The sequence below is a fragment of the Streptomyces actuosus genome, assembly GCF_016921115.1.
Taxonomy (GTDB): Bacteria; Actinomycetota; Actinomycetes; order Streptomycetales; family Streptomycetaceae; genus Streptomyces; species Streptomyces actuosus_A.
This window is the reverse complement of sequence record NZ_JAFFZS010000003.1, coordinates 1-26,879: the sequence shown is the minus strand read 5'-3', so window position 1 is coordinate 26,879 and position 26,879 is coordinate 1. Positions and strand designations below refer to the sequence as shown.

Genomic DNA, 26,879 nt, shown 5'->3' with positions numbered 1-26,879 from the left:
GGAACGGCTTCTGACGGACGCCTGCCGCGGATCGCACCCGGCGGGGGGTGGGAAGATCCTCCCTCCCCGGCAGGTTGGTAGAAACGTGAACAACACTGAGGTGGTCGTCATAGGGGCGGGGCAGGCCGGACTGTCCGCCGCCTACCATCTGCGGCGCACGGGTCGTGCACCGGGCCGCGACTTCGTCGTCCTCGACCACTCCCCCGGGCCGGGCGGGGCCTGGCAGTTCCGGTGGCCGTCGCTCACCTACGGCAAGGTGCACGGGATGCACGCGCTGCCGGGCATGCAACTGGCGGACGCGGACCCCGCGCGGCCGTCGTCGGAGGTGATCAGCGCGTACTTCGACCGGTACGAACTCGCCTTCGGCCTGCGGGTGCGGCGTCCGGTGGACGTGCGCGCCGTGCGCGAGGGGCCTGGGAGCCGGCTGCTCGTCGAGACCTCGCAGGGCGTCTGGGCGGCGCGCGCCCTGATCAACGCCACCGGGACCTGGGACCGGCCGTTCCGGCCGCGCTACCCCGGCCAGGAGGTCTTCCGCGGGCAGCAACTGCACACGGCGCGGTACCCGGGGCCCGAGGCGTTCACCGGGCAGCGGGTCGTGGTGGTGGGCGGCGGCGCGTCCGGCACCCAGCACCTGCTGGAACTCGCCCCGTACGCGGCCGCCACCACCTGGGTGACCCGGCGCCCACCGGTCTTCCGCGAGGGTGCCTTCGACGAGATCGCGGGGCGGGCGGCGGTGGCACTGGTGGAGGAGCGGGTGCGGCAGGGCCTGCCTCCGCGCAGCGTCGTGTCGGTGACGGGTCTGCCGCTCGACGAAGCGATCCGCCGGGGCATCGCGGACGGCGTGCTGGACCGGCGGCCCATGTTCGACCGGATCACCCCTGACGGCGTCGTCTGGCGCGACGGGCGGCGCGTCGAGGCGGACGTCATCCTGTGGGCTACGGGTTTCCGGCCCGCCATCGGCCATCTGGCCCCGCTGCGGCTACGGGAACCCGGCGGCGGGATCCGCGTCGAGGGCACCCGTGCGGTGGCCGACCCGCGCGTCCATCTCGTCGGCTACGGTCCCTCGGCCAGCACGATCGGCGCCAACCGAGCAGGCCGGGCCGCCGTGCGCGACATCGTCCGGCTGCCGACGATGCCGCCGCAGTCGGACGCGGCGGGGGAACCGGACGCGGCCTGAGCTCTCCGGCGAGGCCGTGCAGCGCCCTCCCGGGACGCAGGACTCCGACCCCCGCACCCCGGCCGGCGGAAGGATCCGCACCCGCCGGCCGGGACTCGACGGCCCGGTCGCGGTACCGGCTCCGGCGCCGGGCACCCCGGCATCCGGCACCCGACCGGACCACGCCCTCGCTCCGCCCGGCATCCGCAGGTTCCCTCCGTGAGGCGGGCACACCGCCGATGCCCCGAGCAGGCAGTGCCCGCACCATCGTCGACAGTCGGCACCTCGCGCTGTCGGCGGTGTACGGCCGGTCCGTCCGGCATACGCGTCCGGCCCCGCTCCGGGGAGCAGGACGGCTCGACACGGTGGCCGGCCAGGACGCGGACGGGCGTGCTGCGGCCGGGACCTCCGTCAGCCCGCCGTCGGACTCCCACTGGGCTGGTTGCGGTTGAACTCGGCGACGTTGCGCCGATGTTCGGCGTAGTCGGAGGTGAAGCGCGTGTCGCCCGGCTTCACGGTGACGAAGTACAGCCAGTCTCCCGGCGTCGGATTGATGGCCGCGCGCATCGCGTCCTCCCCTGGGTTGTCGATCGGGGTGGGGGGCAGCCCCATGCGCTGGTAGGAGTTGTAGGGGCTCTCGATGCGGGTGTCGCTCTCGGTCGTGCGGAGCGTCGAGCGGTTGAGCGCGTAGTTGAGGGTGGAGTCCATCTGGAGCGGCATGCCGCGCTCCAGCCGGTTGAAGACGACCCGGGCCACCTTGCCCATGTCGGCCTTGGTGGCGGCCTCGGCCTGGACGATGCTGGCGATCGTGACGGCCTGGTACACGTTCATGGCGTTGCGCTGCGCGCCGGCCGCGACGGGTGCCCCGTTGAACTTCTTGTTCGCCGTGTCGACCATGGCCGACAGCAGTTGCTGCGGTGTCGTGCTGTCGGTCAGGGGATACGTCGCCGGGAAGAGGTACCCCTCCGGGTTGCCGTCGGCGTCGCTCGGCAGCTTCAGTCTGGCCTTGGTCAGGGACTTCCTCGTCGTACCCGCGGGCAGTTCGAGGGCCTTGTCGACGGCGGCGTAGACCTGCCCGGTACGCCAGCCCTCGGGGATCACCAGAGAGGTGGGCTTGGTGGCCTCGTCGCCGCCGGCGCTCAGCAGCGGCACCGCCACGGCGGTGCCGGCCACGACCGCTCCGGTCGCGATGAGGACCAGACGTCCCCTGCGCGTCAGTCGAATCGTCCTCCGTGACGGAGTGTTCATGTGCATGCGGGCACGGTAACGCCCATAGCATTACAAACCCGGCATAACTCGACATATATTCATCTCATCGGCTCCAGATGGGCATCCCTGCGCACCAGAGCCGCGTAACGCCCTCCCACCTCCAGCAGTTCCTCGTGCGTGCCGCGTTCGGCCACACGCCCGGACTCCAGGACCACGATCTGGTCCGCACCGCGAACGGTGGACAGGCGGTGGGCGATGGTGAGCGTGGTGCGGTTCGCCGACAGCGCGTCGACGGCCTGCTGCACGGCCGCCTCGGTGCGGGTGTCCAGGGCACTGGTCGCCTCGTCGAGGATGAGCACGGGCGGGTCGCGCAGGATGGTGCGGGCGATCGCCAGACGCTGCTTCTCGCCACCCGAGAAGCGGTGGCCGCGCTCGCCGACGACCGTGTCGTACCCGTCGGGCAGGGATGCGATGTGGTCGTGGATCTGCGCCGCCCGCGCCGCCGCGTGGAGGTCCTCGTCGGTGGCGTCGGGCCTGGCGAACCGGAGGTTGTCGGCGACGGAGGCGTGGAAGAGGTACGTCTCCTGCGAGACGACGCCCACCGCTCGCGCCAGGGTGTCGAAGTCGAGGTCGCGCACGTCGACCCCGTCGAGGGTGACCCGCCCACCCGTCACGTCGTACAGCCGCGGCACCAGATAGCCGAGGGTGGACTTGCCGGCGCCGGTCGGTCCGACCACGGCGAGACTGCTGCCGGCGGGGACAGCGACGTCGATGCCGTCCAGGACGGGGCCCGACCGGGCGACGCGGCCGCCCCCGTGGCTGCCGCCGTCGCGGCCGTCGGCGGAGGCTCCGTCGGCGTTGCCGTCGTAGTGGAAGACGACGTTCTCGAAGCGGACCTCGCCCTTGATCTGGTCCAGGTGGACCGGTTCCTCGCGCTCGGTGATGTCGATCGGCAGGTCGAGGTACTCGAAGATCCGCTGGAACAGTGCCAGCGAGGTCTGGACCTGCACACCCGTCGACAGCAGGCTGACGGTCGGCCGGAACAGTCCCTGCTGCAGGGAGACGAAGGCGACGATCGTTCCGATCGAGACGTCCCCACCACCCACCTGCAGGGCGATGCCGGCGGTCCAGTAGATGACGGCGGGCATCGCGGCCATGACGATCGTGATGACCGCCATCCGCCAGCGGCCCGCCATGTTCGACCGGACCTCCAGATCGACCAACCCCTCGGACTCCTCCGAGAAGGACCGGGTGAGCGAGTCGGAACGGCCCATGGTGCGACCGAGCAGGATGCCGCTGACGGAGAGCGACTCGGTGACCGTGGCGGCCATGGCCGCCATCTGCCTCTGGCGCTGGGTGGTGATCTTCTTGCGTTCTCTGCCGACGCGCCGGCTGATCCACACGAAGACCGGCAGCAGGAGCAGGGAGACGACGGTGAGCCGCCAGTCCAGCGCCACCATGGCGATCACGGTGGCGACGACACTGGTGAAGTTGGAGACGAGCGAGGTGGCCGTGGAGGTGACGGTCGCCTGCATGCCGCCGATGTCGTTGGCGATGCGGGACTGCACCTCGCCGGTGCGCGTGCGGGTGAAGAACGCGAGCGACATGCGCTGCAGGCGGCCGTAGACGGCGGTGCGCAGGTCGTGCATGACCCGCTGCCCGACGGTCGTGGAGATCAGGGTCTGCAGCACGCCGAAGACACTGCTGAGAACGGCGCTCAGGATCATGCCGAGGGCGAGCAGGCTGAGCAGCCCGGTGCGGCCCTCGGGCAGGGCCACGTCGAGCGTCTCCTTCAGGAGGAAGGGTGTGGCGACGGAAACCAGTGACGAGGCGCCCACCAGGAGGCCGACGACCGCGAGACGGCCGCGGTAGGGGCGGAAGAGACGCACGATGCGCCGGACCTGCCGGGGTTGCCGACCGGCGTCGGCAGGTGGAGTCCAGGAGGCTTCGCGATCGGGATGCATGAGCTCCTACGAGGGAAGAGTGTCGGATCCGGCGGCATGCACGACCCCGCCGGACGTACGGACCTTAGCTCATTGTTACCTATGCTCACAATGAACGGCATCCTGATATTGTTCCCGCATGAGCACCCCCGATCCCGACGGCCTGCTCGCCGAGCAGCTCCTGCGCCTCACCCGCCGGGTGCACCGCATCCAGAAACGCCATCTCCTCCAGCGCGATCTCGGTGTCACCCCGGCCCAGTCACGGCTGCTGCGCACCCTCGCGCACTACGGCGAGCCGCCGCGGATGATCGACCTCGCCGAACGGCTGGAGGTGGTGCCGCGGGCGGTGACCACACTGGTGGACGGACTGGAGGCGAACGGCAAGGTGCGGCGGGTTCCCGATCCCGCCAACCGCCGGGTGATCCGGATCGAGCTCACCGACGACGGCCGCACGACGCTGCGGGAACTGCGCACCGCCCGCCGCTCGGCGGCCGAGGAGATCCTCGCCCCCCTGACACGGGAGCAGCGCGAGGTCTTCGGCGACCTGCTGGACACCCTGATCGACGGCGTTCCGGCCGAGCGCTGCTGAAGTCCGGTCCCGCCGCGATCCGGGTGAGCGCGGCGGCCCGGCACGTGGCATCTGCCGTGCCCGCCCTCCGGGGACCGGGTGAGCGGCTCGCCGGAGGGTGGGCCCGACCGGCCGTTCAGGCCTCCAGGTCCGCCTTGTCGCCCATCACGACGACCGGATGCCGGGCCGGGTCGAGCGTGAGCAGGAGGTACTCCATGGCCGGCTTGGCGACGCTGACGCACGCCGACGTGCCGCTGCCGTGGTCCATGTGGATCCAGATGCTGCCGCCCTTCGAACTGCCCTGGGGGCGGGTGGGATCGTTGGGCGGGGTGCCCTTCACCCGGTTGTAGTCGATGGCGATGACGTAGTCGAAGTCGTGCCGGTACCTCTCGGCCCAGGTGCGCGGCGCCGCGAAGGACGCGGACCTGGTGTAAGGCAGACCGGCGCCCGGATCCTTCAGCACGCCGCCCGCGTCGGTGAGCGTGAACACCCCGACCGGGCTGCGCTTGTCGCCCTCGTGGTGGTCGAGCGTCCAGCCCTTCGTGCCGTTGTGCGCCGCCCAGCTGCGGGTGCGCTCCCAACCGGACCCGTGCCGGGTGTAGAAAACGAGTGTCGCGTCCGCGGAGTCCTTGCGTTCGCCGTAGACGGCAACGACCTGACCGGAATCGGCGGGGATCCGGCTCTGCAGGCGGTCGCCGACGCCGGGGATGCGGGTCGGGTCGGCGGCCGTGCTCGGGCGCGGTGTCGCGGAGGGTGCTCCCGAGGCCGCTCCGCCGCGGCCGCCGCGCCCATCGGAGCGCGAGCCGCCGCACCCGGACACGACCCCCGCCATCAGCCCGCAGACCGCCGCAGCGACCACCACGCTCCGTACACCGCCAGTTCGCACCGCTCCATGATGGCACCGCGACGCGGACGGCGGCGCCGGGGCGTGGAGGATCGCAGCGCGGAGCGGCGTACGAAGGCGCACGTCCGCACCGCACGGGAGCGCACAGAATCACGTCCGCACCGCAGGGCGGCGCCGGGGGGCGGAAGCCCGCTTCCCGGGGGCAGCTCCGACGGGCGCGGTTGCGCCTCGCACGGCGGGTTTCGGCCGGAGACCGGTCGCCGGTCCGTGCACCCGCCGTGACCGGCGCACGCACGTGTGGAAAACCGTTTGATTTCGACCACGCTCCGCCGTCAGCCTTGCACGGTTTGCTGTCGCCGACAGCGGACCCCCTTGCACCCACCCCTGACCCGAGCGGCTTGGGACGTCATGCAGATCCAAGATCTTCCGTATCCCGACCCGGGCGTGCCGGACACACGCTCGGGTCCCCGATTCCTGTGGTGGCTCGGCCGGAACCAGTTGGACGGCCAGCTCAGATCCCTGGCCTGGGGACTGCTCCACTTCATGGCGGTGGCGGCGCTGCCCTTCTGCGTCGGCTTCGCCGTCCAGGCCGTCGTCGACCGCTCAGGCGGCCGACTCGCCCTGGCCGGCGGGCTGCTGGCCCTGTGCAGTGCGGCGACCGCCCTCGGCGACACCCTCCTGCACCGGAGCGCCGTCACGAACTGGATCACGGCGGCGGCCCGGGTCCAGCAACTGCTCGCCCGCAAGGCGGCACACCTGGGTGCGGCGCTGACACGACGGGTCGCGGCCGGTGAGGTAGTGGCCGTGTCCACGGGCGACGTCGAGAAGATCGGGTGGTTCGTGGAGGCGGCGTCGCGCTTCACCGCCGCCGCCCTCACCGTCGCCGCGGTCGGCATCGGCCTCCTGGTGTACCAGCCGGCGCTGGGCGTGGTCGTCGCCGCCGGTCTGCCCGTGGTGGCGCTCGCCGTGCTGCCGCTGCTGCCGCACGCCACCCGAAGGGCCGACGCACAGCGCGAGAAGGCCGGCCGGGCCACCGAGCTGGCCTCGGACACCGTGGCCGGGCTTCGGGTGCTGCGCGGCATCGGCGGCGAGGAACTGTTTCTGGACCGCTACCGGCGCGCGTCCCAGGAAGTGCGCCGGGCGGCGGTACGCAGCGCCAGGATGTGGTCGCTCATCGCGGCGACCCAGGTGCTGCTGCCCGGGCTGCTGCTCGTCGCCGTCGTCTGGTACGGCATCCACCTGGCCCGGCAGGGCCGGATCTCCGTGGGTGAACTGGTCACCGTCTACAGCTCCGTCATGGTGCTCAACTACCCGCTGTGGCACTTCCAGGAGATCGCCATGGCCTACTCGTTCTCGCGGCCCTCCGCGCAACGCGCCGCACGCGTACTGTCCCTGGAACGGGCCACGGAGCGGTCCGGTGCCCGGGTCCGCGCGTCCGACGGACCAGGCGGGGGCCCCGGTGACGCGGGCAGCACCGGGCCGGGCACCCCCGGGACGCCGTCCGGCGACCTGTACGACCCCGCCACCGGCCTCCTCGTGCCGTCCGGGCTGCTGACCGCCGTGGTGTGCGGCGACCCCGACGCGTCGGGGCTGCTGGCGCAGCGCCTGGGCGGCCACGCACCCCAGGACGGTCCGTCGGTCCTGCTCGGGGGTGTCCGCCTCGACGAACTCCCGCTGGACGTCGCCAGGACGGCCGTCCTGGTCCAGGACAAGGATCCCGTGCTGCTGTCGGGATCGGTGCGCGAGCTGCTGGACGTGCCCGCCTCCGGTGCGGTCCGCCCCATCGAGGCGCTGACGGCCGCCCGGTGCGACGACGTGCTGGATGCGCTCGCGCAGGGGTCGTCGGATGCCGCCGACCCGCTGGACGCCCGGCTCACCGAGCGGGGCCGGTCCCTCTCCGGCGGTCAGCGCCAACGCCTCGCACTCGCCCGCTCCCTGCTGACCGACCCCGAGGTGCTGGTCCTGGACGAACCGACCTCGGCGGTCGATGCGCACACCGAGGCACGCATCGCCGAGGGCCTGCGGCACCTGCGGAACGGCCGGACGACGGTGGTGTTCGCCTCCTCCCCGCTGCTGCTGGACCACGCCGACCGGGTCGTCCTCGTCCATGAGGGCGAGGTCGTCGTGGTGGGCGCCCACCGCGACCTGGTGGACACCGAGCCCCGGTACCGGGCGGTCGTGACCCGTGGCACCGACGCCGCGACGGCCCCGGACACCGCCGGGGACGCCTCCGACCGCGACGGCGACCCGCGCGACGGCCGCGGGGCAGCGACCCTGAAGCCCCGGGCCGAACTGCCCGAGCTCGTAGGGCTCGAAGAGATCGAGGAGACCGCATGATCGGCGTGACGCCACCGGCGTACGACCCGGCGGCCGCGACGGCGGCGAGCACGCTGCCGGTCGGTGCCCCGGCGACCGTGCGCGCCTACGTGGCCGAGCTGTACCGCCGGCACCGGGGTGCCTTCGCGGCCCTCATCGCCGTCAACACGGTCGCCGTCGTCGCGTCGATGGTGGGACCGTGGCTGCTCGGCGACCTGGTCGAGCGCGTGGCGGCCGGGGCCGGCGACCTCCGTCCGGAACGCGTCGCCGCGCTGTTCGTGCCGGCGCTGCTCGTCCAGGCGGTCTTCGTACGGCAGGTGCGGCTGCGTGGGGCGATGCTGGGCGAGCGGATGCTCGCCGACCTGCGCGAGGACTTCCTCGTGCGGTCGGTCGGGCTGCCGCCGGGAGTGCTGGAGCGGGCGGGGACGGGTGATCTGCTCTCCCGCATCACCACGGACATCGACCGGCTGGCCAATGCCATGCGGGAGGCGGTGCCGCAGCTGGCGATCGGCGTGATGTGGACACTGCTGCTGCTCGGCGGGCTCGTCGTGACCGCGCCTCCGCTCGCCCCCGCGGTGCTGCTGGCACTGCCGGTGCTGATCGTCGGCTGCCGCTGGTACTTCCGCCGGGCCCCGTCCGCCTACCGCTCGGAGGCCGCGGGGTACGCCGCCGTCGCCGCCGCGCTGGCCGAGACCGTGGACGCCGGGCACACCGTCGAGGCACACCGCCTGAGCGACCGCCGCGTCGAGTTGTCGGAGCACCGGATCCGGCAGTGGACGGCATGGGAGCGGTACACCCTGTGGCTGCGGTCGGTGCTCTTCCCCGTCGTCAACGCCGTGCACGCCGTCGTCCTCGGCTCGGTCCTGATGGTCGGCGGGGTGTTCGTGCTGCACGGCTGGATCGGGGTCGGTCAGCTGACGACGGCCGCACTGATCGCGCAGATGCTCGTCGACCCGGTCAACCTCATCCTGCGCTGGTACGACGAACTCCAGGTCGCCCAGGTGTCGCTGGCCCGACTGGTCGGGGTCCGCGACATCGAGCCGGATGCCGGGGACGCCTCGCTGGCTCCGGCCGGGCGGGAGGTACTGGCGAAGGGCGTGCACTTCGGCTACCGCGAGGGCGTCGACGTGTTGCGGGAGGTCTCGCTCCGCGTGGCGCCGGGCACCCGCCTGGCCCTGGTCGGTCCGTCCGGAGCGGGCAAGTCCACCCTGGGCCGGCTGCTGGCCGGTGTCTACGGGCCCCGCGCCGGCAGGGTCGCCCTCGGTGGCGCCGAACTGTCCCGGATGACCGCCGAGCAGGTGCGCTCCCATGTGGCGCTGGTCAACCAGGAGCACCACGTCTTCGTGGGTTCCCTGCGGGACAACCTGCTGCTCGCCGCCGTCCACGCCACGGACACCGACCTGTGGGCCGCTCTCGGCGCGGTCGGCGCCGACGGCTGGGCCCGGGCGCTCGACGACGGTCTGGAGACCGAGGTCGGCTCCGGCGGTGTCGCGCTCACCCCGGCCCAGGCGCAGCAGATCGCCCTCGCCCGCCTGGTCCTCGCCGACCCGCACACCCTGGTCCTGGACGAGGCGACCTCGCTCCTCGATCCGCGCGCCGCCCGCCGTCTGGAACGGTCCCTGGCCCGCGTCCTGGAGGGCCGCACGGTCGTCGCCATCGCGCACCGGCTGCACACCGCGCACGACGCCGACGTGATCGCCGTGGTGGAGAACGGCCGCATCAGCGAGTTGGGCAGCCACGACGACCTGGTCGCGGCGGGCGGCCCCTACGCGGCGCTGTGGCGGTCGTGGCACGGGTGAACGGAGGGGAATGCGCGGGGAGTCGGCGCCGATCCGGTGATCCGTTCCGTCGGGGGCGCGTGCGCGGAGCGGAGCGGCTCCGTCTCACCGCCCAGCCGGTCAGCAGGGCCTGCGTCCGAGGGCCCCGGGTACCGGGTACCGGGTGCGGTCATGAGGGTGCCCGACGTGGCAGGCGCACCGCGCCGTCGTCCCGGCCTTGATCGCGCCGCCTCGGGGCCCGCCTCCACACGCACCCCGGGTCGATGAATCGAGCGGGCGCGTCCCACAGGAGCGAGGCGACGATCTTCGCCCCCGTCTGCGCGGCCTGAATCCCCTTGAGCGTGGGCGCGCAGCGCGCGTCGGCCGCCGTCTCGGTCACACGACGGTTCGGACGACGTCCAGCAGCATGCGGGCCCGGTTCTCCGATGACCCTCGCCACCTCGTGCTCACGTAGCGCAACACTCCGGCTTCCATCCGTGCGCGGACCGCGGGTTCTCCCCGGACAGTCCGTCCCGCTCCGCTGCGCGCATCTGATGGTTGTGCAGGTCAGGGCTCTGGCATTGCCCACGCCGTGCTGCCCTCGACAGGGCTGCCGCCCACGCCGGGCTCCGGGGGCACGCCGACTGCCGCCCGGGGCGTGGTGGCCGGGACCGCGCGCCCCTGAAACCGCCGGGTCCCGGTTCCGACCGCCGTGCCGGTGCCCGGGCGGTGCGGTGAGGTGCGGTGCGGCGGCCGGCTCGCGGGACCCGGAGTCCCCGGTGCGGCCCCGTGCCGTTGCGCGGTCCCGAACAGGGGTGGAAGTCTGAGAGGAGGCACCGGCTCGGGGAGCACCCGGGCACCGCTCGGTTCGGTGACTCGGCGCCTGCGCCCCGTGCAGGGGCGGCCCGACACCGGCTGCGGTGCGAACGGGCCTGCCCCCACCCCCTGGAGGTACCCGTGAACAACGCCGACGGATCCGGATGGGGAGACGACGTCTACCAGCCGGACGGATCCGAGCAGAGGGAGGACACCGGGGTGCTCGACACCGAGGACACACTGGAGAACGACGGTGTCGACGATCCCCTGGACCGTGGCTGGTCCCCGCCCGAGAGAGCCTGGGCGGTGGAGCACACGGGGGTGACGGCGGCCGAGCGGCAGCGCGGCGAGACGCTGGACCAGCGCCTGGCAGAGGAGCTGCCGGACCTTCTCTCTGCGGACGACGACGGCATCGGCGACTCCCAGGACACCGACGGCGAACTGCTCGACGACGAGGTCGGCGGCACACGCTCGGGTCGGCTCGTCGCACCCGACGAGGGTGCCCACGAGGATGACGAAGCCGGACTGGTCGCCACCGACGTCGGTATCGACGGCGCCGCCGCCTCCGCCGAGGAGGCCGCCGTGCACATCGTCGACGACGACTCCCACCGGGGCTGACGCCGGTACGCCCGCCGCCCGCCCCGCCCGTCCCAGGAGCTGCCATGCAGCAGGACAAGCACCCCGACTACCACCCCGTCGTGTTCCGCGACCGCGCCGCCGGCTACGCCTTCCTCACCCGGTCCACCGCGACCAGCGGCGAGACCATCGAGTGGGACGACGGGGAGACCTACCCGGTGGTGGACGTGGAGATCTCCGCCGAGAGCCACCCCTTCTACACCGGCAAGGCGCGGGCTGTGGACACCGAGGGCCGCGTCGCCCGGTTCGAACGGCGCTACGGCGGTGACCAGAGGTAGGCCGGGGTCGCGGGTGGGCCCGCTCAGATCACGTTGAGCGCCACCGCTCCGCCCACCCCGCCGAGGACCATGAACACGGGCATGAGCACCTTCAGCTCCACCCAGCTGCCCGCGCGGAACCTCATCCCCTTGGGCGGGCCAAGCGGGTACCAGCGCTTGCGGCCCACCGGGATCGGCCACAGGATCGGACAGCCGGAGACGGTCAGCGCGTCCCCGATGTCGTGTACCAGCGCACCCAGGACGATCGGCAGTCCCAGCCACAGGTACTCCTGGCCCGGCGCCGTGAACAGCCAGTCCGACCCTTTGCCCGGCTTGTCCAGTACGCCGGCGATGATCCATGCGCTGGTCGCGGCCAGCAGCCACACCAGGACGTCGCTGCTGGAACCGCGGGCCGCCCGCCACAGGAGGCCTTCGATGGCCAGCACCATGTGCACGAACAGGATCGCCAGAACCGCCCACCGCCCCCCGGTGACCGCCAGCCCCGAGGCAGCCGCCCCGATCAGTGCCGCCCAGACCCAGGTGTGCGTGAGCGTGCGGTGACCGCCGGAGCGACGCGAGTCGCCCGGTTTGCGCGTCGCCTTGTAGACCGCGTAGGACAGCTTGTCGACGATCTCGCAGAGCCACCGCGACACCGGGCCGAAGGCCCGCGAGATGGTGGCCGCCTTGTGGTCGAGGTCGGGTGCGAGCGCGGCGCCGGCGCAGATCAGCGCGCCGGTCAGCAGGACCGGCCAGGGCATCGGATGCCCGGCCGCGGCGGCCGCCGCTCCGACGCCGAGCCAGGCTGCGGCCCCCGACAGAGAGTGTGCTGGTCCCATCATGGCTGTTGCCCGCCCCATTCCTCGCATGCCGCTGATCAGTCGACCGGGGGCGTTGACCCTCGGTCGGCGACACAGCGTAGCGGTCGTGATCTTCCACGGGGCATCCGATTCCCGCATCGGGCCGGCGGACAGGCAAGATGGGGGCGTGACCCTCATCGATCAGCTGCCGCCGACCGCCGACCCCGACACCCTCTACGAGGCCTTCGAGTCCTGGGCCCAGGAGCGCGGCCTGACGCTCTATCCCCACCAGGAGGAGGCGCTGATCGAGGTGGTCTCCGGTGCGAACGTGATCGTGTCCACCCCCACCGGGTCCGGCAAGAGCATGATCGCGGCCGGCGCGCACTTCGCGGCGCTGGCCCGGGACGAGGTCACCTTCTACACGGCGCCGATCAAGGCACTGGTGTCGGAGAAGTTCTTCGAGCTGTGCAAGCTGTTCGGCACGGAGAACGTCGGCATGCTGACCGGCGACGCCTCCGTGAACGCCGATGCCCCGGTCATCTGCTGCACGGCGGAGGTGCTCGCGTCGATCGCCCTGCGCGACGGCAAGAACGCCGACATCGGCCAGGTCGTCATGGACGAGTTCCACTTCTACGCGGAACCGGACCGTGGCTGGGCCTGGCAGATCCCGCTGCTGGAGCTGCCGCAGGCGCAGTTCGTACTGATGTCGGCCACGCTCGGCGACGTGGGCTACTTCGAGAAGGACCTCACGCGGCGCACCGGGCGCCCCACCGCGGTGGTCCGCTCCGCGACCCGGCCCGTGCCCCTCTCCTACGAGTACCGCTACACGCCCCTCACGGAGACCCTCACCGACCTGCTGGACACCAAGCAGGCCCCGGTCTACATCGTCCACTTCACGCAAGCGCAGGCGGTGGAACGGGCGCAGGCGCTGATGAGCATCAACATGTGCACCCGCGAGGAGAAGGACAGGATCGCCGAGTTGATCGGCAACTTCCGCTTCACCACCAAGTTCGGGCGCAACCTCTCCCGCTACGTCCGGCACGGAATCGGTGTCCACCACGCCGGCATGCTGCCGAAGTACCGGCGCCTGGTGGAGAAGCTGGCGCAGGCCGGCCTGCTGAAGGTGATCTGCGGCACCGACACGCTGGGCGTCGGCGTCAACGTGCCCATCCGCACGGTGCTGTTCACCGCGCTGACCAAGTACGACGGCAGCCGGGTGCGAACCCTGCGGGCCCGCGAGTTCCACCAGATCGCGGGTCGGGCGGGCCGGGCGGGCTTCGACACGGCGGGCTTCGTCGTCGCACAGGCGCCGGAGCACGTCATCGAGAACGAGAAGGCACTGGCCAAGGCCGGCGACGACCCGAAGAAGCGCCGCAAGGTGGTCCGCAAGAAGGCCCCGGAGGGCTTCGTCGCGTGGACGGAGAACACCTTCGACAAGCTCATCGCCTCCGAGCCGGAGCCGCTCACGTCCCGTTTCAGGGTCACGCACACCATGCTGCTGGCGGTCATCGCCCGGCCCGGCAACGCCTTCGACGCCATGCGGCACCTGCTGGAGGAGAACCACGAGCCGCGCAAGCAGCAGCTGCGGCACATCCGGCGGGCGATCGCCATCTACCGCTCGCTGCTGGACGGCGGCATCGTGGAGAAGCTGGACCAACCGGACGGCGAGGGCCGCATCGTCCGGCTCACCGTCGATCTGCAGCAGGACTTCGCGCTCAACCAGCCGCTGTCCACGTTCGCGCTGGCCGCCTTCGACCTGCTGGATCCGGAGTCGCCCTCCTACGCCCTGGACATGGTGTCCGTGGTGGAGTCCACGCTCGACGATCCACGGCAGATCCTCGCCGCCCAGCAGAACAAGGCACGCGGTGAGGCCGTGGCCGCGATGAAGGCGGACGGGGTCGAGTACGAGGAGCGCATGGAGCGCCTCCAGGACATCACCTACCCCAAGCCCCTGGAGGAGCTGCTCTTCCACGCCTACAACACCTACCGCAAGAGCCACCCCTGGGTCGGCGACCATCCGCTGTCGCCGAAGTCGGTGATCCGCGACATGTACGAGCGGGCGCTGTCCTTCACGGAGCTGGTCTCCTTCTACGAACTGGCCCGCACCGAGGGAATCGTGCTGCGCTACCTGGCCAGCGCCTACAAGACCCTCGACCACAACATCCCGGACGATCTGAAGTCCGAGGACCTGCAGGATCTGATCGAGTGGCTCGGTGAGATGGTCCGCCAGGTCGACTCCAGCCTGCTGGACGAGTGGGAGCAGTTGGCCAACCCGGAGGAGATGACCGCGGAAGAGGCCCAGGAGAAGGCCGACGAGGTCAAGCCGGTCACCACCAACGCGCGGGCCTTCCGCGTCCTGGTGCGCAACGCCCTGTTCCGGCGCGTGGAGCTCGCCGCCCTCGATCAGGTGGGGGAGCTCGGCGAACTGGACGGCGACTCCGGTTGGGACGCCGACGCGTGGGGCGAGGCCATGGACAAGTACTGGGACGAGTACGACGACCTGGGCACGGGGCCGAACGCCCGCGGCCCCAAGCTGCTGGTCATCGAGGAGGACCAGCACAGCCGCCTGTGGCGCGTCCGGCAGATCTTCGACGACCCGAACGGCGACCACGACTGGGGCATCAGCGCGGAGGTCGATCTCGCGGCCTCGGACACGGAAGGCCGTGCGGTCGTCCGGGTGACCGACGTCGGCCAGCTGTGAGGACGGGAGCAGCGCAGCCATGACGAATCCGGCCGAGAGACTCGTCGACCTGCTCGACCTGGAGCAGATCGAGGTCAACATCTTCCGCGGGCGCAGCCCGCACGAGTCCCTGCAACGGGTCTTCGGCGGACAGGTGGCGGGCCAGGCGCTGGTCGCCGCCGGGCGTACCACGGAGGGCGACCGCCCGGTCCACTCCCTGCACGCGTACTTCCTTCGCCCGGGCCGGCCGGGCGTCCCGATCGTGTACCAGGTGGAGCGGGTGCGGGACGGGCGGTCGTTCACGACCCGCCGGGTCACCGCCGTGCAGCAGGGCCGCACGATCTTCAATCTCACCGCCTCCTTCCACAAGCCCGAGGAAGGGCCGTTCGAGCACCAGCTGCCACCGGCCCGCGAGGTCCCCGACCCGGAGTCCCTACCGACGGTCACGGAGGAGATCCGGGAGCATATGGGCGCGTTGCCCGAGCGGTTGGAGCGGACGGCGCGCCGACAGCCCTTCGACATCCGCTATGTGGACCGGCTTCGCTGGACCCCGGAGGAGGTCAAGGACGCCGAGCCGCGCAGTGCGGTGTGGATGCGCGCCGTCGGGCCCCTCGGCGACGATCCGCTGGTGCACACCTGTGCGTTGACCTACGCCAGCGACACGACCCTGCTGGATGCGGTGCGTCTGCCGATCGAACCGCTGTGGGGGTCACGGAACTTCGACATGGCGTCGCTGGACCATGCCATGTGGTTCCATCGGCCGTTCCGCACGGACGAGTGGTTCCTGTACGACCAGGAGTCGCCGATCGCCACCGGCGGCCGGGGACTGGCCCGCGGGCGGATCTACGACCGCCGGGGACACCTGCTGGTGTCCGTCGTGCAGGAGGGCCTGTTCCGGGCGCTGTAGGTCAGGCCCCCGTGCGCAGCAGCCGCCCCAGCAGCCTGCGGCGTCGTACCGGCCGCTCGGCCGGGGCTGCGGCCGAGCGCACGGCCGGCTGCGGGGCGGGGTCGGTCCGGGTCGGCCCGGCGGGCGGGCACGGCGCGGGCTGCCGCGCCCGGGCCTGGTCCAGTGCCTGCGTCAAATCCGCGCGGAGCCAGGCGATCTCCTCCCCGTCGTCCGCGGTCGTGAGCCGCGCGGACAGCTCCGCCGCGGGTGATCCCGGGGCTCCGTGGCCCGGTGGGCCGGGGCGGAAACGGTGCAGGTGTGCGCGCTCGGCGGGATCAGGAACCGCTTCGGTGATCCGGGCGGTATCGAGGAGAGCGGCCACGGCTCCGGCGCGCTGCCAGGGCCCGGCCGCCTGGCGCAGCAGGAATCCGAGGTGCCGTCCGCGCCAGTTGCGGGGCCGCAGATCCGCGCCGTCCGCCAGTTTCTCGCGCAGGTCCCCGGGCATGCGGCCGTTCAGCAGGGGCGCGTTGTTCCGGTCCGCGGCGAACTGCCGCAGTTCATCAACCATGTACATCCAGACAACGGCTCGGTAGCGGTTGATGGCGAAGCGCACCGGGACCACCGCACCCAGGCGGGCCAGCCGGGTGAACCTGGTGGGCGTCACGTCCATCAGCGCGGCACCGTGCTTGGTGCCCACCGTCCTGATGCGCTGGTGCAACGCGCCGGGAAACCCGTCCTGGGCCCGCAGGCGTTCGATCTCGGCGAGGAGGACGCGGCGGCCACCGCCTCCCTCGTCGGGCACGGTGCGGATCCTGCCGAGATGCACGGCGAGGTCGAAATCGGCGCGCTTCAGACCCAGTTCCCGCGCGGCGCGGCTCGGAGCGCGGGACGGCTGGTGCTCGGACATGAGAGTGTCGCGTGACATGGCCTGTCTCCCCCGTGGAGTCACCGGCTCGCGCGCTCTGCGCTCGCCGTGACTCCACCGTAGCCGCGTCCGCCGATCTCGTGGCAGCCTGTGGAAAACTCCCGGGATGAGCAGGAGCGCAGGTCAGAGGCCTGTCAGAGATCTGCCAGAGGGTCGTGCGCCGGGCGCCGGGCATCCACGTCGAGATGTTCTCCGACCCGATTGACCAGGAGGGCCATCTCGTAGGCGATCTGCCCGAAGTCGGCCTGCGCGCCGCTGAGCACGCACAGGCAGCTGCCGGCCCCCGCGGCGGTGACGAAGAGCACCGCGTCGTCGAACTCGATCATCGTCTGGCGCACTCCGCCCGCCCCGAAGTGCCGTCCCGAGCCCTTGGCGAGGCTGTGCAGGCCCGAGGAGACGGCCGCCAGATGCTCGGCGTCCTCGCGCTCCAGGCCCGTACTCGCCCCGGTCACCAGTCCGTCGTTGGACAGGACCAGGGCGTACCGCACATGGTCGACGCGCTCGGTCAGATCGTCCAGCAGCCAGCCGAGGCCCTGGTGGTGCGCCATGTTCACATCTCCCCGTGTGAGGTCTCCCCCGGGCCGGGGGACTTCCCCCGCCAGCCTTCCCCAGGACCGGGCCCCGGGCAAGGAGGATGGGGACATGGCAGAGAAGATGACCGACGCGGAATGGCGGGAGTTCGTCTCGTACGGCACCCGAACCGGCAAGCTGTCCACCGTCAGGGCGGACGGCAGCCCGCATGTGACACCGATCTGGTTCCTCCTCGACGGGGACGAGGTCGTGTTCAACACCCACAAGGAGAGCGTCAAGGGCCGGAATCTGGTCCGGGACGGCCGGGTCGCCCTCTGCGTGGACGACGACCGGCCGCCCTACGGCTTCGTGGTGCTGCAGGGCCGGGCCCGGGTCTCGGAGGACCTCGGCGAACTGCGGGCCTGGGCCACCCGCATCGGCGCCCGGTACATGGGCGAGGATCGTGCCGAGGAGTTCGGGGCCCGCAACGGCGTACCGGGCGAGTTCCTGGTGCGGGTCGCCGTGGACCGGGTGCTGGCGCAGAAGGCCGTGGCGGACTGACCCGCGCGGGATCCCTCAGCCCACGGAGTCCAGCAGTCGGGCGGTGTGCATGCGGCCGGCGTACTCCACCAGGCTGATCAGTACCTCCTTGCTCGAATTGCGGTCCCGGGCGTCGCAGAGCACCACGGGGGTGCCGTCGTCGAGGTCGAGGGCTCGAGCGACCTCGCGGGCGGCGTGGGTGCGGTTCCCGGCGAAGCAGTTGACGGCCACGACGAACGGAACGTGCCGGTGCTCGAAGTAGTCCACCGCCGGGAAGCTGTCCTCCAGGCGGCGGGTGTCGGCGAGCACCACGGCGCCGAGGGCTCCCTGCGCCAGTTCGTCCCACAGGAACCAGAAGCGGTCCTGGCCGGGAGTGCCGAACAGGTACAGCGACAGGCCGGCGCGGATGGTGATGCGGCCGAAGTCCATGGCGACGGTCGTCGTGGTCTTCCCGTCCAGCCCGCCGGTGTCGTCCATCCACCGGCCCGCCTCGCTGAGCAGTTCCTCGGTGCGCAGCGGTCTGATCTCGCTGACCGCGCCCACGAGGGTCGTCTTGCCGACGCCGAATCCGCCGGCGACCAGGATCTTCAGGGCCAGGGCGGCCTGGTCGCCGCCGGTGGCGTCGGAGTGTTCGGAGACCATCGTTCACTTCTCTCGGGGAGTGCCGGAAACCGGTCGGCGTCGGTAGGCCTCTGCGCCGTGCCGGGCCCGTGCGCGTGTGTGTGCTGTGCCGACACGTGTGTGCGAAGTCGTCATGATGGCAATCGCGTGCCCGTTTCGAAGGCTCGGACCGGTATTCGTCCGATCCGGGCGCTTCGCGACTGTTCCGCGGTCGCTCCGCTGCGATTCCTTGCCGTACCCGTTCGTCCCCGCCCGGACGGGTCCCGCTCGTCCGCCGGGCCCCGCAGGCCGTCGATGACGTCACGCAGGATCCGTTCGTCCGGGAGCCGTGCGGGTTGCACGGGGGCGTTGACGGCGACGCGGCCCAGCTCCAGCAAGTCGCCGAGGAGCACCCTGACCACGCCCAGCGGCAGGTCGGTGTCCGCGGCGAGTTCCGCCACGGTCCGGGTCCCCGTGCGGCACAGGCCCGTCAGGGTGCGGTGTTCCGGCCCGATCGCCGGGTGGTCCGGTCGCAGCGCTGCCGGGTCCCGCGCGACGAGCGCGATCAGGTCGAACCGCGCGTTCTCGCGGCCGGACCGGGTACGGCCGCCGGTCAGGGCGTAGGGCCGGACGAGCGGGCCCGCCCGACGGTCGTACCGCAGGCTGCCCGTCCCGGGTGGGTCGCCGTGCGGGGGCACGGTCATGCGGAACGCCCTGTCATCCGCGTGCCGGTGGGCGCGCGGCGGAGCGTGACGGTGCGTGCAGATGCTCCCCGACGCGCTTGACCAGCCGAGCCATCTCGTAGGCGACCAGGCCGATGTCGGCGGTCACGGCCGTGAGGACGGCGAGGCAGGATCCGCCGCCGACGGCGGCCACGAAGAGGAACCCGCCGTCCATCTCCACCACCGTCCGGCGGACGCCGCCGGCACCGAAGTGTCGGCCCGCGCCCTTGGCCAGACTGTGGAAGCCGGAGGCGACCGCGGCGAGGTGCTCGGCGTCCTCGCGGCCGAGGCCGGTGGAGGAGCCGATGGCGAGCCCGTCGCCGGACAGCACCACCACGTGGCGCACATCGCTCGCGCGGGTGACCAAGTCGTCCAGCAACCAGTCCAGTTCGCCGGAGAGCTGGGCCGCCCTGGTGTCGGGGTCGTCCGTCATGCGGGGTCTCCTTCGGTGCTGCCGCCGCCGGGCGCGGGGGCGGTGCCGCCGCCCGGTGGTCTGCCACCGCCCCGTGTCCAGCCGTCGCGGTGGGCGGTCATGCGGTCGCGGGCGAGGTCGAGGGTGCGCCGGTCGCGACACCCAGTCCCGTGGTCGGTCCACCGACCAGCAGCGCGCGCGTGCGGTCGCGGCCGCAACCGAAGGCTGAGACGCCCGTGCAGACGACGATCACGGCGACGAGCAGGCTCAGGACGGTCAGGGGCACGTCGTAGCGGATGGCGGTGCCGCTGACGGCGAACCCGAGCATGGCGACGAAGTGCACGGTCCAGATCCCGGTGGCGATCGCCGAAGCGGCCGTGAGAGGCCGATCACGGCGGGCACGCCCGGTCGAGCCGAGCCCGCGCACGGCGCGGCGCAGGCCCAGAGCGGCACCCGCGGACACCATCACGAACGACAGCACGGGAGTCAGCGAGCCGAACGTGGCGTGGTCCAGGTGTCCCATGGCCCCGGGACGCTAGTGGGAGCAGGGGCGCACGAAGGGGGCGCATTTCGAAAGCTGTCGGAATGTGACGCGCCTGCGCGCCGAAGCGATCGGACCTGACCCGAGCATGTGCACACAGGCGTCATCCATGTCGGTGAGGGATCATTCGGTGCATGAGCGACGACCACACACGCGTCCAGGAGTTCTTCACCGCACGTGCGGCCGACTGGGACAGCCGGTTCCCGGACGACGGCCCGGCCTACGCGGCGGCCGTCGCCGAGCTGGGCCTGCACGAGGGCGACCGGGTGCTCGACGCCGGCTGCGGCACGGGACGGGCGCTGCCACCGCTGCGCGCGGCCGTCGGTCCGTCGGGCACGGTACTGGGCGCCGACCTCACCCCGGCCATGCTGCAGGCCGCGGTACGGGCGGGCCGTGACCGGGACGGGCGGTTGCTGCTCGCCGACGTCACCGCGCTGCCCGTGCGCTCAGGGGCGCTCGACGCGGTGTTCGCCGCCGGGCTCGTCGCGCATCTGCCGCGCCTGGCGACGAACCTGCGCGAGCTGGCACGCGTGGTACGGCCCGGCGGCGTCCTGGCGCTGTTCCACCCCATCGGCAGGGCGGCGCTCGCGGCCCGGCAGGGGCGGCAGATCACCCCGGACGACCTGCGCGCGGAACCCAACCTCCGTCCCCTACTGGCTCGCTCCGGGTGGCGCATGACGTCGTACGCCGACCGGGACGACCGGTTCCTGGCACTGGCCCTACGGGAGGGGTGACCTTCAGAACTGCCCGGCTACGGCGGCGGCGAAGGCGTCGGGATTGTCGAACATGACATTGTGACCGGCGCCGGGAACGGTGATCACCCGAACGCCCGCCGCCCGGAGGGCCTGCTCGCCGGCGAGCGCGCCGCTGTGCTCGCCCTGGAGGTAGACCCGGTCGATCGTCAGCGCCTCCAGGAGGCTGTGCATGATCGGGTCGGAGCCCTGCCGGAGGCGGACGGCGCTGCGGTGCAGTCCGCGCGGGTCGGCCGGACGCATGGTGGCGGCCCACACGGGGCCGACGTCCATTGCGCGGGCGACGTCACGCGCCGAGCTCACCTGGCTGCGCGACACCCTCGCCTCACTGGGCGGGTGACCCGTCCGCACCCCGCACGGGGCAACCCTGCACTCCGGGAACCGGACGGGTACCCAGGTCGTTCAGCCGGTAGCCGTCCGGATAGCTCTTGATCTCCCAGTTCTGCCGTGCGAAGTGCGGGGCGCGCCGCGGCGGAAGCAGGCGGACCGCACGCCCCCTCATCCGGACCGCCCTGCGCACGAGGGCACGGACGGCGGGGTCGGGCGGCGAGTAGCGGAAGGCCCGCAGGAGCGGGTCGTCGAGCAGGGCCAGCGTCGCGGTGCGCAGAAGGGGGGCGAGGGCGCGCGGATACCAGGAGCCCATCAGCGTGAGGGTCGCGTCCGAGACACGGCGCGCCTCCTCGTCCCAGGCGAAGTGGGACTCCTCGTAGGCGTCGAGGCACGCCTCGAACTCCTCGTAGGACTGCGGGATGTCCTTGATGCCCATGTGCTGCCCCAGCGTGCGGTAGTGGACGGAGCAGGCGACGACCTCGTGGTGCGACAGCCTCCGCCACCCGTAGGCGTCGATCCACCGCTTGGGCATCACCACGAAGGTGCACAGCACGTACCGCATGTCGTCGTTGCCGATGTCATAGCTGCGGTGCATCTGGTTGATGCGGCGGATCGCCGTACGACCCTGGATACTGTCGAAACCGTGCTCGACGACGGCATCGAGCAGCAGGGACGTGTCGTCGTACCGCTTCTGCGTACGGTCGGTCAGCTCGGCCGTCTCGGCGAGCAGCCGACCGATGCTGGGCACGGCGTAGGTGCGGTACAGCGCGAGCTCCAGGGCTCGGGTGAAGTCCCAGGGGAATTCGTAGGCCGAGGTGAGGCGGTAGATCTCGGACGCTTCGCCGTGCGGGTCCATCCGCCGGATCTGTGCGAGTCGTTCGAAGCGCTTCACCGCACTGTCCCCCTTCTTATGACGCCGAGGCCGCAACTCTACTGTCAGGGGCGGGAGATGCCCGAACGGCGGGGGGAACAGCACCACGGTCCGGGGCGAGCGCGGTGCAGCGGATGCGCGTGCCCCGCCCGGGACTTCTCCGGCACACGGGCGCGGCCCCGCCGGCCGGACCCGCGCCCGGCGCCCCAGGTTCGAGATCATCCGGGCACGCGCTTCCTACCCGGGCAGCGCCCAGGACAGGGGCGACGGGGCCGCGCCGGCCGGGTGCCGGCGGGACGCGCCGCCCTCGGGCCGGCGGGCCGACGCGCCCCGCCGCGGAAGCCGTCGCCCGCCGCACTGCCCGGCGCCGGGTTCCGACGGCACGGCGGGCGCAGCCTGCCGGCGGGACGGACCGGACATGGCGGGCCCGGGGCGTCGCGCGCACGTTCGTCGCGCCCCTGCCCGGGAGGAGAACCGCAGCTCCGACCGTGGTGGGGAGTCGTGACAAGCAGCTTGCAGTCGCATTAGGGTGCGCGCCGTTGGACGAACCCATGGGAGGCTGGGATGGCCGGGACGGAGGAGGACGCCGTCATCGCAGACGACGACGCGCTCTATGTGCTCACGGCGGTGCTGGTGACACCGGCGCAGTTCCCGAGCGTGCTGGGTGACGACTACCCGCAGGCCTGCGCGGCCCTCGGTCTGGCGCCGCTCACCGACGGCTACGGTCTGGTGCTGGGCCAGGACGGTGCCGGCGCCCGGTGGACGGTCGTCACGGACGACGTGTCGCTGGTGGCCGTGGCCATCGCGTCGTGGGACTGCGGCATGGAGTACGACCTGTCGCCGGACGAGCGCTCGGTCGTCACCGCTCTGCCCGGCTGGCCGCTGGCCGTCGCCGTCGCGGCGCCCGGCCTCCCCGCACCCCATGATCCCGATCCCGAGCCTGAAGCGGGGATCGGGCCGGCGCTGTCGCCCCCGGACACCTCGGGATGGGGGCCGGCCCAGCGGCGGCTGGGGGCCGACGAGATCGCGGTGCAGTGGTCGACGTGGCGGGGCCAGGTCGACGAGTCCTCCTTCGTCGTCGCCGGCGCCCCGGAAGCCGTTCCCGGGGTGGAGTCGACGGGCGAGGAGGCGGCGTCCGCGCCGGGCGGAAGCGGCGGGGTCCGCCGTGTCCTCGCGGAAGTCCGCGCCTACCTGGAGACACCGCCGCCCCTGGGTCGGGTGCGGTCGTCGTTCGCTCCCGGCGAGGCGCGGACGCTGCGCGCCGACGGGCCCGGCTGGTCACTGGTGGCCAGAACCGACGACATCGCCTTCGTGCTGCTCGACGACGAGCCCGGTGAAGTGCTTCCCGTCGGCCGCGGGCCGGAGCTGCCGGCCCTGCTGGAGGCGCTCGACAAGATGGCGGTACGCCCGAACTGACAGGGGTGTCCGGCGGGCGGGCGCAGGCCGAGGTCCCGCTCCGGAGCCGCCGGCCGAGGCGCCGCTCGCCGGTCAGCGCGCAGGCGGCCCGTCGGGAGAGGGGTGCGCTACCGCCCGCGGGCCACGTTCTCGTCGGGCCCGCGGACGGTGACGTACCCGGTTCGCTCGGTGAACGGGGCAGGGTCTCCGAGGTGGGGGGCGCCTCAGCGGCCCAGCTCCTTGCGCGTGGCCCGGCGCAGCCTGCGCCGCTGCGACGGGTCGAGCGCCAGGTAGGCGGCGGCCGGGACACCCAGCACTATCAGGAGCGCAGCCCACCACGGCAGCCAGATCAACAACAGGAGCCCGACCACCACACCGCCTGCGGCGATCTTCGCGTTCTTCGACATGTGCGTCGCCTCCTTCGCGGCCTGTGCCGCTGTCTGTTGTGAGAACGGCCCTGCGCTTCCCGCGGTTCCGGACGGCGACCCTGACAGACCCCTGAAGCCCGACCCCTAGGTGTCCGGGAGACGGCCCGGCCGGGCGGCAGGGCGACCCGCGACCCTGCCGGAGCCGTGGATCGACGACACGGTGAGGCCGCCACGCCCCGTTCACGCCTCGAGTATGCGGTCCCGCCGGGCCGGGCGGCAGCTTCCGCGCGCCTCGCCCGGCGGTCGCGCTCGAAGGCGCTGCCCCGGCCCTCTCTCCCCGCGCACGGCCGCCCACGGCGCGGAGGGGGCCGTGAGCCCGGTGCCGTGCGCTCCGGGGGCGCGGCCGCCCCCTGAGCCCCGGCTCGACGAGCGGTCGCCGTCCCCAGTTCATCCGAGGGTTGTACGGCGTTCCGCACGGGGACCGAATCTGGCCGCTGTCAGTGATCACGCCTTCAGGAGGCCCCGATGTCCCCGCACGTACCCGGCCGTCGCCGCGTCCAGCGCTCCGTCGCAGCGGCCGTCCCCCTCGCCCTGCTGGGCGCCCTCGGCGCGGCTGCGCCGACCATGGCCGCCCCGTCCGGGTCGGCGCACGTCATCCGTACCGCCACGCTCGGCGACATCCCTCTGGGGGACTTCAGCAACGCCCTGTTGCCGGGCACGGTGGACGACGATCACGGCGTGGACCTCGGTGGAATCGGCAGCGACATGTACCCGGCGGGGGCCAGGGGCGAGTTCTGGACCATCACGGACCGCGGTCCCAACGGCCAGATCAAGGTGGACGGCAGCAAGCGCCGCACGTTCCCCGTGCCCGGCTTCGACCCGGCGATCGTGAAGATCCGCGTGACCGGGGACACGGTGCGGGTCCTGCAGGCCATCCCGCTGACCACGTCGTCGGGCAAGCCGGTCACGGGCCTGCCCAACCAGCAGGGCCGCGACGAGGCGCCGTACTCCTTCGACGCCCGAACGGCGCTCGACTACGACCCCGACGGCCTGGACGCCGAGGGGATCGTGCGGGCGAAGGACGGCAGCTTCTGGCTGGTCGACGAGTACGGCCCGTCCCTGGTGCACCTCTCCGCGCGCGGGAAGGTGCTCGCCCGGTACGTCCCCGAGGGACTGAACCTCACGGGCACCGACTACCCGGTCGTGGAGGCGCTGCCGGCAGTGCTCCTGCACCGGAAGGCCAACCGCGGTCTCGAAGGGCTCGCCCAACTGCCGTGCGGCGACCTGGTGATGGCGATGCAGAGCCCGCTGTCCCTGCCGGACACGGATGCGGGGAAGGCGTCCCGCAACACCCGGCTGCTGCGCTTCTCGCCGCGGAAGAAGGCGGTCACGGCCGAGTACGTGTACCGCTTCGACCCGGTGGACGTCGTCGATCCGGGCGAGGACGACACCTCCGAGCTGAAGATCTCCTCCGTGGTAGCGGTGGGCGGGGACGGACTGCTGGTGGAGGAGCGCACCGACCGGGCCGCGCGGCTGCACGTGGTGCGCCTGGACCACCACGCGGACGTCCTCGGTGGACGCTGGGACGACGACGCCACGTCGCCGTCGCTGGAGCAGCTGGCCGACCCCGCGGCGTCCGGCGTGCCGGTGCTGACGAAGCGGCTGGTGGTCGACCTGGGCAAGGTCCCCGGGGTGCCGGGCAAGATCGAGGGCGTCGCGCGCGTGGGTCGCGACACGCTCGCCCTGATCAACGACAACGACTTCGGGATGACGGACGGGACCGGCGCGTTCGACGCGCAGGGCCGGCTGGTGGACAGCGGCGCCGAGACGACGGTGACGTACGTGCGTCTGCCGCGGGGCTCCTTCTGATCAGTGGCGCGTGCGCGTTCCGCGGGGCCTCTACCCCAGGGCGCCCTCTCCCGCCGCCCGACCCGGCTGGTCCGCCGGGGAGGCGATCAGTGACTCCAGCCAGCTGGGCAGCCCGCTCGGCAGCTCGGTCGGGACCTGCGACGGCAGCGACGGCACCGCGGCGGGCAGTTCGCTGGGCCATGCCGTCGGGATGCTGAACGACGGAGCCGGCGTGCTACTCGAACCGTTCCCGCCGGAGGGCCGGTCGCCGGGCGAGTCGCCGCCCGACGACCCCATGAGGACGACGAGGACGACCGCACCGGCGGCCACCAGCACGGTCATCCCGAACAGCAGGCTCCGGTTCCGGTGACCGCCGGGCCCCCGGTCGCCCCTCGGAGAGGGGCCGTAGCCCCCTCCGGTGCCGTCGGGTGGTTCGGGCGGCGGTCCCGAGCCTCCGCCCGGGGGCGGCGTGTCGTTCGGCGGCCCGGGCGGCCTGGGCGGTACCGGCGGCAGGCTCATGCCCTCCAGGGTCGCCGTGAGCCGCGCAGGGTGCGACCGGCGCACGGAAGCCGGGACACCGGGACCGGATCACGGTATGGACGGCACGATTCCGGAGCATTCCGTGCTGCGCGCTTCGCCCCCCGACCGGTCGGGGGCCTGCGGGTCGGGTGGCGCCGGTGGCGCTGTCGGCATCGGCGGCGCGACGACCGGCAGCTGTCACCGGCCGGGCGACGCCCGGCACGGCAGCGCATCGCGTTGCCGCCCTACCAGCACCGATCCGGCACGCGGCCGGCTCCGCCCTGCGACGGTCCCTCACAGCCCGGACGGCATGGCAGGTGGCCCGGGGCACCAGGGCCGTGGACGCGCCGACGGGCGCCCACGGTCCCGGCGCCGGGGAACGACGCCCGCGTGGCGCCGCCGCGGAGGCCGGGCCCCGCGGCGTCCGGCGCAGGCGAGCGCGCGGTGGCCGTCGCTCTCGTACGGGCCCGCGCGGGCGGTCCCGGCGATGCGGTGAGAGCGCTTGCCGGGCGCCGTGGGGCGGGTGGGACGTTCGCACGCACTAGTAGATTGTTGCGGCTTATTTTTGCTGTGATGTTGGGTAGAGGTGGCGCAGTTTCACGCGTGCGTCGTCGGTGGTGAAGTGCCAGTCGACTTGGCGTTGGTCGCTGTTGGTCTGCTGCTGCCAGGCGGCAAGTTCGG

The 26,879-nt window shown here is 72.5% G+C and carries 23 protein-coding genes and 3 pseudogenes; 12 read left to right on the top strand and 14 right to left on the bottom strand.

What is annotated here, in order from left to right; translation table 11 throughout:
- Window positions 1-85 precede the first annotated feature (85 nt).
- Window positions 86-1,177 (top strand): NAD(P)-binding domain-containing protein, encoded by a 1,092-nt coding sequence (locus JS756_RS05205; protein ID WP_205381745.1) that lies wholly within the window; start codon window positions 86-88, stop codon window positions 1,175-1,177.
- A gap of 390 nt (window positions 1,178-1,567) precedes the next feature.
- Here JS756_RS05205 and mltG read toward each other — a convergent pair whose 3' ends face one another.
- Window positions 1,568-2,410, bottom strand: a complete 843-nt coding sequence (gene mltG, locus JS756_RS05200) for an endolytic transglycosylase MltG (protein ID WP_205381744.1) — start codon at window positions 2,408-2,410, stop codon at window positions 1,568-1,570.
- A gap of 53 nt (window positions 2,411-2,463) precedes the next feature.
- On the bottom strand, window positions 2,464-4,329 hold the full coding sequence (locus JS756_RS05195; protein ID WP_205381743.1) for an ABC transporter ATP-binding protein: 1,866 nt from the start codon (window positions 4,327-4,329) through the stop codon (window positions 2,464-2,466).
- Between the two features lie 118 nt (window positions 4,330-4,447).
- On the opposite strand from JS756_RS05195, the gene JS756_RS05190 reads away from it, so the two are divergent.
- Entirely contained in the window at window positions 4,448-4,897 is a 450-nt protein-coding gene (locus tag JS756_RS05190; protein WP_205381742.1) for a MarR family winged helix-turn-helix transcriptional regulator, read from the top strand.
- Between the two features lie 115 nt (window positions 4,898-5,012).
- Here the strand turns inward: JS756_RS05190 and JS756_RS05185 are convergent, their stop codons facing one another.
- Window positions 5,013-5,708, bottom strand: coding sequence for a hypothetical protein (locus JS756_RS05185; protein ID WP_205382062.1), 696 nt, complete (start codon window positions 5,706-5,708; stop codon window positions 5,013-5,015).
- Between the two features lie 420 nt (window positions 5,709-6,128).
- Here JS756_RS05185 and JS756_RS05180 point away from each other — a divergent pair, with 420 nt between their 5' ends.
- The 4 genes from JS756_RS05180 (at window position 6,129) to JS756_RS05165 (ending at window position 11,523) form a co-directional block, all read left to right on the top strand.
- Window positions 6,129-8,057: an ABC transporter transmembrane domain-containing protein gene (locus tag JS756_RS05180; RefSeq protein WP_205381741.1), complete on the top strand. Its 1,929-nt coding sequence runs from the start codon at window positions 6,129-6,131 to the stop codon at window positions 8,055-8,057.
- Complete coding sequence (locus JS756_RS05175; protein WP_205381740.1) at window positions 8,054-9,835, top strand: ABC transporter ATP-binding protein; 1,782 nt, start codon at window positions 8,054-8,056, stop codon at window positions 9,833-9,835. Before JS756_RS05180 ends, JS756_RS05175 begins: the two co-directional genes overlap by 4 nt.
- Window positions 9,836-10,750: 915 nt before the next feature.
- Window positions 10,751-11,227, top strand: coding sequence for a DUF5709 domain-containing protein (locus JS756_RS05170; RefSeq protein WP_205381739.1), 477 nt, complete (start codon window positions 10,751-10,753; stop codon window positions 11,225-11,227).
- A gap of 44 nt (window positions 11,228-11,271) precedes the next feature.
- Window positions 11,272-11,523 carry a type B 50S ribosomal protein L31 gene (locus tag JS756_RS05165; RefSeq protein WP_205381738.1) on the top strand — a complete coding sequence of 84 codons (252 nt, stop codon included), beginning with the start codon at window positions 11,272-11,274 and terminating at the stop codon, window positions 11,521-11,523.
- A 23-nt stretch (window positions 11,524-11,546) separates the two neighbouring features.
- Here JS756_RS05165 and JS756_RS05160 read toward each other — a convergent pair whose 3' ends face one another.
- A complete protein-coding gene (locus JS756_RS05160) occupies window positions 11,547-12,341 on the bottom strand; it encodes a metal-dependent hydrolase (RefSeq protein ID WP_205381737.1) in 795 nt (264 codons plus the stop codon).
- Between the two features lie 145 nt (window positions 12,342-12,486).
- Between JS756_RS05160 and JS756_RS05155 the strand changes: the two genes are divergently transcribed.
- Both JS756_RS05155 and JS756_RS05150 read left to right on the top strand, forming a co-directional pair.
- The gene (locus JS756_RS05155) at window positions 12,487-15,000 is read left to right on the top strand and encodes a DEAD/DEAH box helicase (RefSeq protein WP_205381736.1); all 2,514 of its coding nucleotides are present in this window, start codon (window positions 12,487-12,489) and stop codon (window positions 14,998-15,000) included.
- A 19-nt stretch (window positions 15,001-15,019) separates the two neighbouring features.
- Window positions 15,020-15,886 (top strand): acyl-CoA thioesterase, encoded by an 867-nt coding sequence (locus JS756_RS05150; RefSeq protein ID WP_205381735.1) that lies wholly within the window; start codon window positions 15,020-15,022, stop codon window positions 15,884-15,886.
- A gap of 1 nt (window position 15,887) precedes the next feature.
- On the opposite strand, the gene JS756_RS05145 is transcribed toward JS756_RS05150, so the two are convergent.
- Together JS756_RS05145 and JS756_RS05140 are read right to left on the bottom strand one after the other, a co-directional pair.
- Entirely contained in the window at window positions 15,888-16,790 is a 903-nt protein-coding gene (locus tag JS756_RS05145) for a DUF6397 family protein (RefSeq protein ID WP_240203316.1), read from the bottom strand.
- A gap of 134 nt (window positions 16,791-16,924) precedes the next feature.
- A complete protein-coding gene (locus tag JS756_RS05140) occupies window positions 16,925-17,338 on the bottom strand; it encodes a roadblock/LC7 domain-containing protein (RefSeq protein ID WP_205381734.1) in 414 nt (137 codons plus the stop codon).
- 94 nt (window positions 17,339-17,432) lie between these two features.
- On the opposite strand from JS756_RS05140, the gene JS756_RS05135 reads away from it, so the two are divergent.
- Window positions 17,433-17,861, top strand: coding sequence for a PPOX class F420-dependent oxidoreductase (locus tag JS756_RS05135; RefSeq protein WP_205381733.1), 429 nt, complete (start codon window positions 17,433-17,435; stop codon window positions 17,859-17,861).
- A gap of 15 nt (window positions 17,862-17,876) precedes the next feature.
- On the opposite strand, the gene JS756_RS05130 is transcribed toward JS756_RS05135, so the two are convergent.
- The 4 genes and pseudogenes from JS756_RS05130 to JS756_RS05115 form a co-directional block, all read right to left on the bottom strand.
- Window positions 17,877-18,482 (bottom strand): GTP-binding protein, encoded by a 606-nt coding sequence (locus JS756_RS05130; RefSeq protein ID WP_205381732.1) that lies wholly within the window; start codon window positions 18,480-18,482, stop codon window positions 17,877-17,879.
- Window positions 18,483-18,742: 260 nt separating this feature from the next.
- A pseudogene (locus tag JS756_RS05125) lies at window positions 18,743-19,144 on the bottom strand (DUF742 domain-containing protein); the annotation flags it as partial.
- A gap of 13 nt (window positions 19,145-19,157) precedes the next feature.
- Window positions 19,158-19,595: a roadblock/LC7 domain-containing protein gene (locus JS756_RS05120; RefSeq protein ID WP_205381730.1), complete on the bottom strand. Its 438-nt coding sequence runs from the start codon at window positions 19,593-19,595 to the stop codon at window positions 19,158-19,160.
- 130 nt (window positions 19,596-19,725) lie between these two features.
- Window positions 19,726-20,097 (bottom strand): annotated as a pseudogene (locus tag JS756_RS05115) (MHYT domain-containing protein); the annotation flags it as partial.
- Between the two features lie 152 nt (window positions 20,098-20,249).
- Between JS756_RS05115 and JS756_RS05110 the strand changes: the two are divergent.
- Window positions 20,250-20,849 (top strand): class I SAM-dependent methyltransferase, encoded by a 600-nt coding sequence (locus JS756_RS05110; protein WP_205381728.1) that lies wholly within the window; start codon window positions 20,250-20,252, stop codon window positions 20,847-20,849.
- A 3-nt stretch (window positions 20,850-20,852) separates the two neighbouring features.
- Here the strand turns inward: JS756_RS05110 and JS756_RS05105 are convergent.
- Together JS756_RS05105 and JS756_RS05100 are read right to left on the bottom strand one after the other, a co-directional pair.
- Window positions 20,853-21,149 (bottom strand): annotated as a pseudogene (locus JS756_RS05105) (alpha/beta fold hydrolase); the annotation flags it as partial.
- Window positions 21,150-21,192: 43 nt separating this feature from the next.
- Window positions 21,193-22,089, bottom strand: a complete 897-nt coding sequence (locus tag JS756_RS05100) for an oxygenase MpaB family protein (protein ID WP_205381727.1) — start codon at window positions 22,087-22,089, stop codon at window positions 21,193-21,195.
- A gap of 543 nt (window positions 22,090-22,632) precedes the next feature.
- On the opposite strand from JS756_RS05100, the gene JS756_RS05095 reads away from it, so the two are divergent.
- Entirely contained in the window at window positions 22,633-23,484 is an 852-nt protein-coding gene (locus JS756_RS05095) for a hypothetical protein (RefSeq protein ID WP_205381726.1), read from the top strand.
- 203 nt (window positions 23,485-23,687) lie between these two features.
- On the opposite strand, the gene JS756_RS05090 is transcribed toward JS756_RS05095, so the two are convergent.
- A complete protein-coding gene (locus JS756_RS05090) occupies window positions 23,688-23,870 on the bottom strand; it encodes a tail-anchor membrane protein (RefSeq protein ID WP_205381725.1) in 183 nt (60 codons plus the stop codon).
- Window positions 23,871-24,356: 486 nt separating this feature from the next.
- Here JS756_RS05090 and JS756_RS05085 point away from each other — a divergent pair, with 486 nt between their 5' ends.
- A complete protein-coding gene (locus tag JS756_RS05085; protein WP_205381724.1) occupies window positions 24,357-25,700 on the top strand; it encodes an esterase-like activity of phytase family protein in 1,344 nt (447 codons plus the stop codon).
- A gap of 30 nt (window positions 25,701-25,730) precedes the next feature.
- Here the strand turns inward: JS756_RS05085 and JS756_RS36555 are convergent, their stop codons facing one another.
- The gene (locus tag JS756_RS36555) at window positions 25,731-26,021 is read right to left on the bottom strand and encodes a hypothetical protein (protein WP_240203315.1); all 291 of its coding nucleotides are present in this window, start codon (window positions 26,019-26,021) and stop codon (window positions 25,731-25,733) included.
- Window positions 26,022-26,879: the final 858 nt, after the last annotated feature.